This window comes from Bacillus cereus group sp. BfR-BA-01492 (assembly GCF_022662815.1).
Classification (GTDB): domain Bacteria; phylum Bacillota; class Bacilli; order Bacillales; family Bacillaceae_G; genus Bacillus_A; species Bacillus_A cereus_BD.
On record NZ_JAKUEH010000004.1, the window covers coordinates 60910 to 75138 of the forward strand.

The window sequence follows — 14229 nt, forward strand, 5'->3', positions numbered from 1 at the left end:
ACATTAACATTCAGTATAAATCTTCCATATAGAATGAAAGCAAGTTAAGAATGAGAGGAAAGAGGTGAACCGATGGATATTAAAATTCATGGATTAGAAAAGACATTTGGAAAAACGAAAGCGTTAAAGCCGTTGCAAATTGTAATGAAACAAGGGGAATTTACCACACTTTTAGGACCTTCGGGATGTGGAAAAACGACTTTGCTTAGAATGATAGCAGGACTTGAAGAACCAGATAAAGGAGAAATATATTTTGGAGATAAGTGCATGTATTCTTCTACAAAAAAGATAAAAACATCTCCTCATGAACGGAATATCGGTATGGTATTTCAAGATTTTGCTTTATGGCCGCATATGACTGTATTTGAAAATGTTGCATTTGGTTTAAGGGCTACAAAGCAAACAAATCATTTACGCGAAAAGGTGGAAGATGCGATAAAGAGAGTTCGCCTGCAAGGGATGGAGAAAAGATATCCACACGAACTCTCTGGGGGACAGCAACAACGTGTCGCATTCGCTAGAGCAATTGTAACAAAACCTCATTTTATTTTGTTTGATGAACCGCTAAGTGCACTTGATGCAATTTTACGAGAAGAAATGAGAACAGAGCTTATGGATATCGTTCATTCCATCGGTTTAACAGCATTGTATGTAACTCACGATCAAACAGAAGCTATGTCAATGTCAGACCAAATTATTGTTATGAAGCAAGGAGAGGTATTGCAAAAAGGAGCACCAGAAGATATTTATGTGAAACCGTCGCATGAATTTGTTGCAAAATTTGTTGGTAAGGCAAATTGGCTTGTAGAGGGTAAAAAAATGATTCGTCCAGAGCATGTGAGCTGGACAAAAAATGATGTGTGCGAAATGTATAGTGGTGAAATTCAGCGCGTTACATATATAGGAGAACGTTATGAAGTAAAAGTAAATATGGGGACACTCGGTGTATGGACAGCTTATCACAATAGTAAGTTAAGCGTCGGTAAACCAGTATCATTATATGTACCAAAAAAATGTATTCATCATATAGGGGGAGAATCGTATGAAGAAATTCAGTTCGCTTAAGTCTTTATTTGTATGTACGTTATTATTTTCTGCTGTAGTAACAGGATGTAGTTCGAAGACAGGTAATGCAGATGCAAAAAATAAAAATGCGAATGAAAAGAAAATTGTTGTATATAGTGCAGGGCCAAAAGGATTAGCAAAAAAAATTCAAAAGGACTTTGAAAAGAAAACGGGTATAAAAGTGGAAATGTTTCAAGGAACAACAGGGAAGATATTAGCGAGAATGGAAGCTGAAAAGAAAAATCCAGTCGTTGATGTTGTCGTACTCGCTTCTTTACCAGCCATGGAAGGATTAAAGAAAGAGGGTCAAACGTTAGCTTATAAAGAAGCGAAACAAGCTAATAAGCTTCGTCCAGAATGGTCGGATGATAAAGGACATTATTTCGGGTATAGTGCTTCAGCATTAGGACTTGTGTACAACACAAAAAATGTGAAGACAGCGCCTGAAGATTGGAGCGATATAACAAAAGGAGAATGGAAAGGGAAAGTGAATTTTCCAGATCCAGCACTTTCAGGTTCCGCTTTAGACTTTGTAACAGGATACGTCAAGAAGAATGGAAAAGATGGATGGAATTTATTTGAACAGCTTAAGAAAAATGAAGTTACAGTAGCAGGGGCAAACCAAGAAGCGTTAGATCCAGTAGTAACAGGTGCGAAAGATATGGTAATTGCGGGTGTTGATTATATGACATACAGTGCAAAAGCAAAGGGTGAACCTGTTGAGATCGTATATCCAAAAAGCGGAACAGTCATTAGTCCACGTGCAGCAGGTATTATGAAGGATAGTAAAAATGTAGAAGGTGCAAAAGAGTTTATTGATTATTTATTATCAGACGATGTGCAAAAACAAGTTTCTAAAGCATATTTACTGCCAGGTAGAACAGATATAAAAGCGGAAAATAGACCAAATGTAGAAGAGATTCCAGCATTAAATATTGATTGGAAAACAGTTGAAAAAGAACAAGATGAAATAGGAAAACAATTCAAGAAAGTATTTCAATAAGATGGTGATTACATGGTAAATCGATTCGTATCAGTAAGACAATTTGGAATGGTGATAGCGTTGTTACTTGTGGCGATGTTAATCGTCATTCCGCTTTTTCTCATTTTATTTTCTAGTATATATGAAAATAGCAGCTGGAATTTCTTAAAGCCTTTTGAAGTCATGCAGAGTGGTGGGTTAGCTGGAATTTTTTTAAATTCGATGCTTTTAGGTGTACTCGTAGTAATAGGAGCTACAATATTTGCATTTCCATTGGCGTTCATTATGAGCAAAACAGATGTCGGAAAATATAGTAAGTTAGATATTGTTTTTATGATCCCATTTATGACCCCACCGTATATTGGATCGATGGGTTGGATTTTATTTATGCAACCTAACGGCTATTTCGAACAGTTCTTTCCGATGCTAAAGCCGATTTCATCATCGTTTTTTAGTTTAGGCAGTATGGTTTTAATTATGAGTCTGCATTTATTTCCATTCCTTTATTTCATGTTGAAAAACACGTTACTTCAGATTGGGAGTAGTAAAGAAGAAGCGGCAGCAGTTCATGGTGGGAAATTTTTCTACCGTTTAAGAAAAGTGATATTGCCGTTATTAGTATCAAGTTATGTAATGGGTGCTTTACTCATTTTCGTAAAGACGATTTCTGAATTTGGAACACCAGCTACATTCGGACGTAGAATAGGATTCCACGTGTTAACATCAGAGATTCACAAATTTATTTCGAGTTGGCCAATTGATTTTAGTAGTGCAACAGCATTATCTTCTTTATTACTTAGTGCATGTATGCTCATTTGGTATATGCAAAATGTATTGAACCGAAAATACTCATATGCAATGGTTAGTGGAAAAGGTGTGAAATCTAAAAGGTATACTTTGTCTATATTTACACGTTTTGTTGCATGGGTCTATGTAATTGGTTTACTAATAGTTTCAATAGGTATTCCATACTTTTCTATACTTATAGCTTCATTGTCAAAATTAAGAGGTGGCGGCTTACATTTAAATAACTTTACAACGAGCCATTATGAATCATTGTTTACAATGGGCTCTCCAGGATTAGAAGCCTTATGGAACAGTTTTCTTTTTTCACTCGTAACAGCAATTGTTGCTGTAGTTATTGGAGTTTTTTTAGCAATTATGATTCGAAAAGGGAAAAAGTCCTCTGAAAAATGGCTTGATATGTGCGGTATGTTACCGAATATGGTACCAGGAATCGTGATGATTGTAGGTCTTATTTTATTTTGGAATTCACCATATATGCCTATATCAATTTATAATACACCAGTCATGGTTATCGTAACTTATGTTGTTCTTTTTCTGCCTTATACGGTGCAGTATGTAAAAGTATCTCTCGGACAAATTGATGACTCTCTTGTACAGGCGGGAACTATTTTTTCTGGAAATTATATTTATATTTTTAGGAAAATCATATTGCCTCTTATTATCCCCGGCATTCTTGCTGGATGGGCGATGACATTTACGATTTCGATAAGAGAGTTAGTAGCATCGCTCCTCGTACTACCTCCATCAGTAGAAACGTCAGCAACGTTTATTTTCGCTCAATTTGAACAAGGGGAAGTATCTATAGGAATGGCGATGGCCGTTGTTTCGGTTGGACTTACAACAATGTGCTTATTACTTCTGCAACATATGGAGCAAAAACGAAAAGGGGTAGCATGATGAGGATAGAAGTATGGGGAGGAGCAGGAGAATATGGTCGTTCCTGCTATTTTATAAAAAATAAAGAGACGAAAATATTGTTTGATTGTGGTATTAATCGATCATATGAGGATAGTTATCCAAAAATAGAGAGAGAAGTTGTTCCATTTTTAGATGCGGTATTTTTATCACATATTCATGAAGACCATACGATGGGTTTACCTTTATTAGCGAAGTATGGATATAAGAAAAAAATTTGGACGACTCATTATACGAAGGAGCAACTTCCAGCTTATTTTGAAAAATGGAGAAACTACAGTTTGGCGCAAGGGTGGAATTTACCTTATAACAATCAAAATATTAAAGATTTACATTATGTATGTATTGATGAGATTAGTAATCCAAATGAATGGATACAGGTTACTCCTACATTGCGGTTTCAATGGGGGTATAGTGGGCATGTATTAGGTGCTGTTTGGTTTTTAGTGGATATGCATAATACATACGTATTTTATTCTGGTGATTATTCAGCAGAGTCTCATATACTACGAGCTAATTTACCTGAGAAATTGCGTGGCGATATAAAAATAGCAATTGTAGATGCCGCGTATCACACTGATGATATTACGCAAACTGAACGAGTAGATGAATTATGTACAGAAATTGAAAGAGCTACGCAAAATAAAGGGATAGCATTACTACCATTGCCTCCACTTGGTAGGGCACAAGACATCGTATTGTATTTATATAAAAGATATAAAGAACTTCCAATTATAATAGATAAAGAAATTTTAGCTGGATTTGAAGAGATGTTCGTATACAAAGATTGGATAAAAAATAATGAAGAACTCGAATGGATGATAGAGAGTTTGAAAAGAAACATAATAGTTATGGATCATGACATTTGTATGCAAAATAGTTATGGAATAGTTGTAATGAGTGATGCGAATATGCAAACGAAACGAGCACAATTATATTATGAACAACTTCGGTATGAAGAACAAACTTCCATTATCTTTACTGGACATATTGCTAAAGGGAGTTTCGCTGAAAAGGTGATGAAAGAACGTGTAAGCAGGAAATGTAGGGTGAAACGAGTTCCGTATAAAGTTCATCAAAGTATAAGAGATGTTAAAGAGATGTTAAACACATTATTACCAGAACATACAGTGCTAGTGCACGCTCTTAAAGAGGATACAGATCGATTACAGAAAAAGCTAAGCATAGCAGGGTATGAAAATGTATATTCACTTGCAATGGAATGCATAGAAGTAATTTAAAATATAAAGAAGTTTCAAGAGTATGAAAGAAAATCAATAAACTTGTGGCGCGCATTACATAAACGTTTAGCTGTGTCATGGGCATGGGTACTATGTATTGCGAAGAAATTGATGATGAAGAAGATTATGGATAGATAAGTAAGGAAGCAGCTTTAGTTGCTTCTTTTTTTATCCCGCTATTTTAGGGTTGTTACTACACCAAAATAGCGGGATAAATAAGAATCATTAAAATCCAAACATACTTAAAATCATTTTACGGCGTTTTGGTTTCTTTTCTCGTTCATATGTTGATTGACTGTCCGGTGTAATATATACGGGTTCTTCTTTCTGAATAGAAGTTTCCAATTTTTCAATCTTTGTTAACATTTCTTCCATTTCACGACGATGCTGTAATAGTTGATATGTGACAACATCATTTGCCTTATCTTGCATTTGTTCTTCAATATGATCTAATCGTTTTGTAATGGTATTTAATTGTATGACGAGTTGTTCAATCTCATTTGAGGATTTCGTTTGGGAAGTGGAATCTTGTTCCATTTGAGAACGGTGATATTCTAACATTTGATCAAAGTCACTTTTTGTAAAAATGTAATGTCCATATTTATTCTTTTGAATCGTGAGATTTAATTGTTGAGCAATCCGAACCACTGCTTTTGGGTTAACACCTAACTTTTTCGCAATAAAGGGTGTTTTATATTCCAAGATAATCCCTCCTATATATATCTTGTTACATGATTTCTAGATGAAAAGTTTGTTCCCTTCTAGAGTGACAAAAGAAGTGTTGAATCGCCAAAGAAAGTGTTTTTTCACGAAATTTAATATGTATCTATAAAACATAGAGCTGTACAATTTTCAACTTCTCCGTGTTGTAAATTGACGGGAACAAGATTTTTAGATTATCATAAATATAAATATCTTTTTTATTTATGCATATAATATATAAAAAGGTGATTGCTAATGTAGAATTTTGCCAGATTCAAATTGGATATTTCGCTTGAATAATTTGAAGTAGGAGGTGGCTTCCTTGCTTACAGCGTAAGTAAGGAAACATATTTGGACATATTTAGGATAAGTATGTTGATTGTTTTAATTGTCTTAACTGCATTTTTCGTTGCAACAGAATTTGCAATTGTGAAAGTGAGAGGATCGCGCATCGATTACTTAATTGCTGAGGGCAATAGGCGCGCAAAGTCAGTAAAAACAGTCATTACAAACTTAGACGAGTATTTATCAGCTTGCCAATTAGGGATTACAGTTACAGCACTTGGAATAGGATGGTTAGGAAAACCAGCACTAAAGCACACGTTTGATCAACTATTTGCTAGTTTGAAAGTACCTGTTCAACTTGCGGAATTTTTAGCTGTAATTCTAGTGTTTATGTTCATTACTTTCTTCCATGTAGTTATTGGGGAATTGGCACCAAAGACATTTGCAATTCAAAAGGCAGAGCAAATTAGCTTGTTTATAGCAAGGCCGCTCATTTTCTTTTATCGCCTTACATTCCCATTTATATGGCTACTAAATGGATCCGCTCAATATATAGCAAGAATGTTTGGTTTATCGAAGGTGAAAGAGCGTGAAGATGTACATTCAGAAGAAGAACTGAAATTATTAGTTTCAGAAAGTTACAAAAATGGAGAGATTAATCAATCAGAATTTAAATATGTGAATAAAATTTTTGAATTTGATGACCGGATTGCAAAAGAAATTATGGTCCCGCGTACGGAAATGTATATTTTAGATAAGGATATGCTGACAAAAGAAGCATTGCAAAAAATGTCAAAAGAAAAATATACAAGATATCCTGTAGTTGACGGAGATAAGGATCATGTTATTGGATTTGTTAATTTTAAAGATATTTTCACAGATTATGTGAAACGTGGTGCTGATCATGCTGAAACAGTAGGAACATATATGAGATCGATTATTCTTGTTATCGAATCTATTCCAATTCGTGATTTGTTTTTAAAAATGCAACGGGAGCGTACGCATATTGCGGTGTTAATTGATGAATATGGAGGAACATCAGGGCTTGTAACAGTTGAAGATATATTGGAAGAAATTGTTGGGGAAATTCAAGATGAATTTGATATAGATGAACAACCGGAAATTCAATGTGTCAGCGAAACAAAAACAATTTTAGAAGGAAAAGTACTTGTTAGTGAAGTGAATGCGCTACTTGGTTTAACAATTCATGACGATGGAATTGATACGATTGGCGCTTGGATTTTAACGAAAAACCTTGGAATTGAAGAAGGAGATATCGTGAGAATCGAAGGATATAGGTTCTGTATTAAAGAATTAGATGGCCATTATATTAAGCAAATAGAAGTAACGAAACAACCCGCGCCAATTGTTATGTCTGAAACGGACTCTTCTATATCGCTGCAAGAACAAATTAGTTCGTAAATGGAATGGATGAGTAGATCATAAAAGGTACACTCTTTAAAGTGTACCTTTTTCTTCGTTATGAGGGCATTTCTTGTTTGAAAATGTCATCTTCAACGTAAATTTGACTTTTATCTACAGCAGTATGATGCGCTACAACTAAGCCAATTGGCGTATGTGTTCCCTTATTTTGAACAATAGTGAAGGGAACGTTTTTTTCGTTTGCTAATTTAATGTATTTTGATAAATGTGGGTAAGTAATGCTTCCATTTACAAATAGATGCAGATTCTGAGAAGAATTCATACTTTTTGTTACTTCTGAATAAATGGTGCTTCGCATTACTTGACCGATGGTTAAAGCGATCTCTACACGTTCGCGCAATGTACCTAAATACATATTACGTTCTTCTGGTTTGTTTTGCTTTTGGCCATAAATGCCTTCTTGGAGATAATCTTCCACATTTTTATTTACCATATTTTTCACACCTTTCCATGTTTATTGTACGCAAGAATCGGAAAGGATGCAAAAAAAATCATGATATATATGTGAAAATTGACACAAATAGAAGGAAATTATCTAGCACTTATCAAAGTGGTATAACGGACGATAAAAATAAAATGAATTTTATCAACAGAAATTAACAAAATGTGACAATAATCTCTTAACGAAATTTGTTTTTTGTGATACTATTCAAAATATACAGGGTATCGTCGCATGGAAATGGAGGAAATGGGGGTTTTTCCAATCGATAAGGAGGATATTAAAGAAGTATTTTGTTCGTATTTGAAAGACAATAGGCATCAATTCGTAGAGAACTGGAAAAACAAAACGATAATTTCCGACAAAGATCCGTTTAAGCAAGAGGTAGAGCGAAATGGAGAACGCTTATTAGAATTCATTATTAAACTTATTATGGAAGATAAGGATATTGCTTATTTACAGCCGTTATGTGAGAAAATTGCGATTGAACGTGCAGGGGCGGACGCAAATATTGGCGATTTTGTCTATAACGCAAATGTCGGAAGAAATGAACTATTTGAAGCGATGTGTGAGTTAGATGTGAAAGCTTGCGAGCTAAAACCAATTATGACAAAAATACATACTTGTTTTGACAGATTAATTTATTATACTGTTTTAAAATACTCGGAAATCATATCAAGAAATTTAGAGGAAAAACAGCAATATATAAATGAAACACATAAAGAAAGATTAACTATTTTAGGGCAAATGTCTGCTAGCTTTGTTCACGAATTCCGAAATCCGTTAACTTCCATAATGGGTTTTGTGAAACTGTTGAAATCAGATCATCCTAATTTATCGTATTTAGATATTATTTCTCATGAGCTAGATCAGTTAAACTTTCGTATTTCGCAATTTTTACTTGTTTCTAAAAAGGAAATGTGGAATGAATCGGAACGATTTTGGCTAAACGATTTGTTTCAAGATATTATTCATTTCTTATATCCAAGTTTAGTGAATGCAAATGTTTCAATTGAAAAAAACTTACCTTATCCGATTCCATTTGTAGGATATCGAAGTGAAGTAAGGCAAGTTTTTTTAAATATTTTAATGAACTCGATTGATGCTTTAGAAGCAATTCATGAAGATCGTAAAATTATTATCGATACATGTGAAGATGAAGAAATGATTCATATTGTAATAAAAAATAATGGTCCAATGATTCCAGCAGAGAATATTGAAACGATTTTTGAACCATTTGTTACAACAAAAAAATTAGGAACTGGTATTGGTTTATTTGTATGTAAACAAATTGTTGAAAAGCATAATGGGACGATTACATGTCAATCAAACTCTGAATGGACAGAATTTCATATTACATTTCAAAAATAAGATGAAAAATCTACACCATAATATGGCGTAGATTTTTTTAATTTGTAAGAGTAACGGTAGTAATATTTGGCGATTTTGTAGAGTAACCTACAAGGGAAAATGTATAAACAGTATTTGGTTCGATTTTTAGTTTTGGAATCGTTACAAGGTTTTTCTTTGTATCAGCAAGTGAAATTTCGATATCAGCTGTACCAGGACTTACTTGTAAATAATCTGTTACTTGTTTAAAGAGTACGTTTTCAAATAGACGATCGCCGTTCTTTAAGGATACATTTACAACTGAAGTGTCAGGTGAGAAGTGTGCGAATCGTATTTTAGCTTGACCAGATGGCAAATGTATATTATCTAGCATTGGTTGTAGTTGAATATGCGAATCTTTATCAAGCATTGCAAGTGTGTAGGAATGATTTCCTAGCATCGGGATAAGCGCTGAAAAAATTGGAGTTTCATTCTCTAGAGGAACAATATCAAGCCTATATTGTCCTTGCATCAAGGATAAATAAGGGCTGAATTGTTGAAAAGTGATATTTTGAATTACTTTTTGTCCGTTTATTAAAATATCGACAGAGGCTGTATGAGGTGAGGCATGAAATATCCTCATATAAGATGGTAACGTTGCCTCTTGTGATTCACGCCTTTCGTATGCCTGTACAAGTTGCTTTATCGCATGATGATACTTCATGGATAGCTCGATATATTTTTTAGGATTTATATATTGATAGTACCGTGCCAATTGTTCATAGCAAATTGCTTCTTGTCCATATTTTTCAAATTCAGATTGCGTCATGGATATTCCTCCTTTGTCATCATTACAACTATATGCTTCAGTAAAAAGAAGTTATGCAAGAAACTTGCTTCCAAAAGAGATTATACATATGGATTTTTTGATTTTTAGGCAAATACACATACGAAAGAATAGTTGTCCTACATAATGTAATAGTGCAATATAAATATGGAAAAGGAGGAGAAAACATGTAGGGGTATGGATATCCAAGTAGTTATTGTGGCTATGGCTATGGGGGCTACGGTGGCGGATACGGTACAGGTTATGGATTTGCGTTGTTAGTTGTACTGTTTATTTTATTAATCATCATTGGAGCTTGTTGGGTACACTAATCATGGATAAAGAGCGTCATACTGAACTGGTTACTGTCGTTAATCGGTTCTTTTTTTTATGAAAGAAAAGCATCACATATTTCCTAGGAGAAGAAAACTTTTATATTTATAAGAAATTTCACTAGTGTTGCATTAAAACACTTCGAATTTTAAAAATACCCAAAATCTTCAGTGATTTTGTTTTACGCACAAAAAAAGTCCTTTATAATGGATGAAGTTAGGTGGTAACCTATCCAAATCCAATATAAAGGACCAGACACATGGACAAGATTACACGAAAAACTTCATTTGGGCAATGGTTTTCACCAATAAATCTTTCATTATTTGGAGAAAACGTGAAAACAATGAAATTAGACCATTATACGAAAAAATTAACGACAGATTCGTTTCTGAAATTATTACTTTTTGCGCAACTGCATGAGACCGAAAGTTTACATGCGTTACGTGATTGTTTATTTGATGACCAACTTCAAGATGGAACACAACTAGAATCAATTAGTGTTGCACAGTTATCACGTCGATTAAACGGAATGAATCCCGATATATTCCAACATCTATTTTTGGATTTAGTCGCTCAAATTCATCAAAAAACAAGTTACTCAAAAATGAACATGCCTGTAAAAATTATTGATTCGAGTACATTACCGCTCAATTTAACACATCATAAATGGGCGGAGTTTCGAAAAACAAAAGCTGGTGTGAAGCTCCACTTACGTCTTGTGTTCATGGAAAAAGGTGAGTCATATCCAGAAAAAGCTGTGATCACAAATGCAAAGGAACATAATCGTGGTCAGCTTGAAATAATGGTAGATGACAAATCCTGCATGTACGTGTTTGATCGTAGTTATTTAGATTACGAACGGTTTGATCGAATGACAGATGATGGCTATTTTTTCCTTTCAAGACTACGAAAAAACGCAGTAATACGAAAGATTTGTGACTTTAAAGTACAAAAGGAGTCCTCCGTTTTATCAGATCAAATGGTGCTCATCGGTACACCACAAAAACGGATGGAAAACTACTTCCACTTACTGAAAGTCGTAGATTCAAAAGGAAATATGCTTCATTTATTGACGAACCGTTTTGATTTAGAACCCGAAGAAGTTTCGGATATGTACAAATCACGATGGGCGATCGAGTTATTTTTTAAATGGATCAAACAACACTTACACATTAAAAAGTTCTATGGTCACAGTGAGTGGGCGATTCATAATCAAGTATTTATTGCGCTTATTGTTTACTGTCTTCATGTTCTCGCACAACTTAACACGAAGAGTAAACGTAAAATCCTGCAAATTAGCCGGTACTTAAAGGCGTCGCTTTGGAAGCCATCACATATTTGGATACGGAAAATCGAAGGAAAAACTGTACCGTAACAAGAAAAATGTTGATGTTTCTCTAGTCTAATTGTAAATAAAAACCAAATAGATAGATCCACCTTTATTGAGATGTTTCCTTTTTTTTGTTTTGAATTACAGAAATAAATAATTCGAATTTTCAATCTTCATTTACGCAACACTAGTGATGTTACTCCAATAAATATAGGAGACATATCCTGTTACAACTGTAAGAAAACCCATGCTATGACTGAGATAACGAGTAGAATAGAGCAAAATATTACACAGAGAAGAAAAAAACAACTGTTAATTTGTGGATAAAATTGTTATTATATGTAACGTGTTTTGTTTTTTGTGCTAATATTATAAACGTAATTCTTTATATTTGAATATAATCTTATTAGTTCTCATGTGTATCAGAAGGCGGGGTGAGGATGATGGATGCAAAAACCAGCTGTTTTATTCAAAACTTAAACGAAAAATTGCAATTTTGCACATACGAGTTTATTAGACTGGAAGGTTGTGGAGAGAGAAAACAGGTTGAGAAAGAGCTAAAAAAAATCTTATTGGATATTGAGATTATGATTCATTTAACAGAGCTTTTTATGCTAATAGACAATTCGTATGCGTCAGAATTAAAGCAAATACATGAGAAATTACTACAAAAACAAGAGTATATTCAATTCGAATGCAACAACACTTTAGTCTGTATTTAGAAGTAGAAAAAGCTAAGTTTTCTAAAAAAAGAGAATTTTTTTTAGAAAAAAATATTTACATTTCTCATTTTTTGGAATAAACTTCTAATTGTAAAACAAATAAATACAAAATATGGAAAGGTTGTGCGTTATGACTAACGTAACTGGAACGAAATTTACTTATGAACAAGTGCAGGATGTGATCATCACTGTAATTAAAGAAGAAGCTTCAGTAGATGAAGTAGCTTTAGATGCAACTTTACAAGATCTAGATGTGGATTCATTATTGTTCGCAGAAATTATGATCGTATTACAAGACGAATTTGATCAAGAGTTGGAAGTAGAAGAGCACTTAAATCCAAAAGAATCAAAGCCTACTGTTAACGATCTGGTAAAGGCAGTTTATACATGTTTACAAGTTTAATAGTTTAAACTTGTTTTAATTTGTTTAAATTAATAAACAGATTTTATAATCAAACTTAATGTGGAAGAAAATTATGATTCGTAGAAGGAGTTAATAAGATGACGACTACAGTTGATACACGTACTCGATTTGATGTAGAAAAATTTGAAGACTGGAAGAAAGAAGGCGTTTATCCATTCTTCCCAACAGTTGAATCAACAACTGACAACTACATTACAACAAAGGAAAACGGTAAGATGTTGATGTTCGGATCTTGTGATTATCTAGGATTATCTCAGAATGATTATTTAAAACAAAAATCCATCGAAGCGATTCAGAATTTTGGTACAAATACATATGGTGCACAAATCTTTTGTGGTCATACAACGATTCATAATGAACTAGAAAATAAACTTGCTAAACTATACAATAAGCCAGCTGGAATTATATTCCCATCTGGTATGACTGCAAATATTGGGGTTTTAACTGTATTAGCTGGGCCAGACGATGTCATTATAAATGACAGATTAAATCATATTTCTATTTTCATGGGAAGCCAGTTATCAGGTGCGCAAATCCGATCCTTCCCACATAATAATGTAAAGAAGCTAGAATCTATTTTAAAACAAAGCATGGACAAAGGAAAAAGAATCATCGTTGTAGATGGCCTATTTAGTGCGGATGGAGATTATGCGCCATTAGATAAAATATGTGCACTTGCAAAAGAATATAACGCGATTGTAATGGTTGACGAAGCACATTCATTTGGTGTTGTTGGACCGAACGGACTAGGAGTTGCGGAGCATTTTGGTGTTTTAGACCAGGTAGACATTGTTGTTGGAACAATGAGTAAAGCTGTAGGTAGTGTTGGCGGATTTATTGTAACAAATAAAGAAATTGAAAAAGGTATAAGATATTATGCACCATCATATACGAGTTCAAGAGGATCTACGCCAGCAGTTGCAGCGGCTTCCCTTGCTTCTTTAACATATATGGAAGAACACGGTTTACAATTAAGAGAAGACCTTTGGAGAAATTCACGATACTTAATTGATAAATTACAGGAGAATGGTTTCAATTTATTAGATACTGTAAGCCAAATTGTCCCTGTTCTAGTTGGAGATGATAAAAAGACAGCAAGCGTCACTTCATGGTTGATGGAAAAAGGATTGTTTACAGCAGCTTTCATTTCTCCAGGTGTTCCTGTAAATAAGGGCCGATTACGTATTGGTGTTACAAGTAGCCACTCGATTGAAGAATGTCAAAAAGTAGTTGATTTATTAATAGAGGCTAAAGAAATCTTTGAATTTTAATTCCTATATTTGCTAACTATCGTTGTAAAAGATGATATACTTATACATACAGATAGTTATGATACCATCAGTAATATTAGCTCATTTACCTCTAACTGATGGTATCATTACAAAT

At 33.9% G+C, this 14229-nt stretch carries 13 protein-coding genes and 1 pseudogene; 11 read left to right on the forward strand and 3 right to left on the reverse strand.

Translation table 11 applies throughout. The features are described from left to right. Positions 1-72 precede the first annotated feature (72 nt). Genes MR063_RS07400 through MR063_RS07415 form a run of 4 tightly spaced genes read left to right on the forward strand, consistent with a single transcriptional unit; the run spans position 73 to position 5010 of the window. Positions 73-1065: an ABC transporter ATP-binding protein gene (locus MR063_RS07400; RefSeq protein ID WP_242195793.1), complete on the forward strand. Its 993-nt coding sequence runs from the start codon at positions 73-75 to the stop codon at positions 1063-1065. Beyond that, entirely contained in the window at positions 1043-2068 is a 1026-nt protein-coding gene (locus MR063_RS07405; RefSeq protein ID WP_242195796.1) for an ABC transporter substrate-binding protein, read from the forward strand. Before MR063_RS07400 ends, MR063_RS07405 begins: the two co-directional genes overlap by 23 nt. Before the next feature lie 12 nt (positions 2069-2080). After that, positions 2081-3751, forward strand: a complete 1671-nt coding sequence (locus MR063_RS07410; protein ID WP_242195800.1) for an ABC transporter permease — start codon at positions 2081-2083, stop codon at positions 3749-3751. Then, positions 3748-5010 (forward strand): MBL fold metallo-hydrolase, encoded by a 1263-nt coding sequence (locus MR063_RS07415; protein ID WP_242195803.1) that lies wholly within the window; start codon positions 3748-3750, stop codon positions 5008-5010. The genes MR063_RS07410 and MR063_RS07415 overlap by 4 nt, the downstream gene beginning before the upstream one ends. A gap of 225 nt (positions 5011-5235) precedes the next feature. On the opposite strand, the gene MR063_RS07420 is transcribed toward MR063_RS07415, so the two are convergent. Beyond that, positions 5236-5712, reverse strand: a complete 477-nt coding sequence (locus tag MR063_RS07420) for a chromosome segregation protein (protein WP_242195806.1) — start codon at positions 5710-5712, stop codon at positions 5236-5238. A 372-nt stretch (positions 5713-6084) separates the two neighbouring features. Here MR063_RS07420 and MR063_RS07425 point away from each other — a divergent pair, with 372 nt between their 5' ends. Beyond that, the gene (locus tag MR063_RS07425; RefSeq protein WP_242195808.1) at positions 6085-7419 is read left to right on the forward strand and encodes a hemolysin family protein; all 1335 of its coding nucleotides are present in this window, start codon (positions 6085-6087) and stop codon (positions 7417-7419) included. 58 nt (positions 7420-7477) lie between these two features. Here the strand turns inward: MR063_RS07425 and MR063_RS07430 are convergent, their stop codons facing one another. Further along, positions 7478-7873 carry a YueI family protein gene (locus tag MR063_RS07430; protein WP_242195812.1) on the reverse strand — a complete coding sequence of 132 codons (396 nt, stop codon included), beginning with the start codon at positions 7871-7873 and terminating at the stop codon, positions 7478-7480. Between the two features lie 240 nt (positions 7874-8113). Here MR063_RS07430 and MR063_RS07435 point away from each other — a divergent pair, with 240 nt between their 5' ends. Beyond that, positions 8114-9250 carry a BA2291 family sporulation histidine kinase gene (locus MR063_RS07435; RefSeq protein ID WP_396021823.1) on the forward strand — a complete coding sequence of 379 codons (1137 nt, stop codon included), beginning with the start codon at positions 8114-8116 and terminating at the stop codon, positions 9248-9250. Between the two features lie 37 nt (positions 9251-9287). Here the strand turns inward: MR063_RS07435 and MR063_RS07440 are convergent, their stop codons facing one another. Next, a complete protein-coding gene (locus tag MR063_RS07440; protein ID WP_242195815.1) occupies positions 9288-10037 on the reverse strand; it encodes a DUF4397 domain-containing protein in 750 nt (249 codons plus the stop codon). 191 nt (positions 10038-10228) lie between these two features. Here MR063_RS07440 and MR063_RS07445 point away from each other — a divergent pair. The 5 genes and pseudogenes from MR063_RS07445 to MR063_RS07465 all read left to right on the forward strand — a co-directional run. Beyond that, a pseudogene (locus tag MR063_RS07445) lies at positions 10229-10366 on the forward strand (YjcZ family sporulation protein); the annotation flags it as partial. Positions 10367-10626: 260 nt separating this feature from the next. Then, positions 10627-11742, forward strand: coding sequence for an IS4 family transposase (locus tag MR063_RS07450; protein ID WP_242195818.1), 1116 nt, complete (start codon positions 10627-10629; stop codon positions 11740-11742). 398 nt (positions 11743-12140) lie between these two features. Beyond that, complete coding sequence (locus MR063_RS07455; protein ID WP_044306998.1) at positions 12141-12419, forward strand: hypothetical protein; 279 nt, start codon at positions 12141-12143, stop codon at positions 12417-12419. Between the two features lie 130 nt (positions 12420-12549). Then, positions 12550-12822, forward strand: a complete 273-nt coding sequence (locus MR063_RS07460) for an acyl carrier protein (protein WP_044306994.1) — start codon at positions 12550-12552, stop codon at positions 12820-12822. Between the two features lie 98 nt (positions 12823-12920). Next, the gene (locus MR063_RS07465) at positions 12921-14114 is read left to right on the forward strand and encodes an aminotransferase class I/II-fold pyridoxal phosphate-dependent enzyme (RefSeq protein ID WP_061655852.1); all 1194 of its coding nucleotides are present in this window, start codon (positions 12921-12923) and stop codon (positions 14112-14114) included. Positions 14115-14229 lie beyond the last annotated feature (115 nt).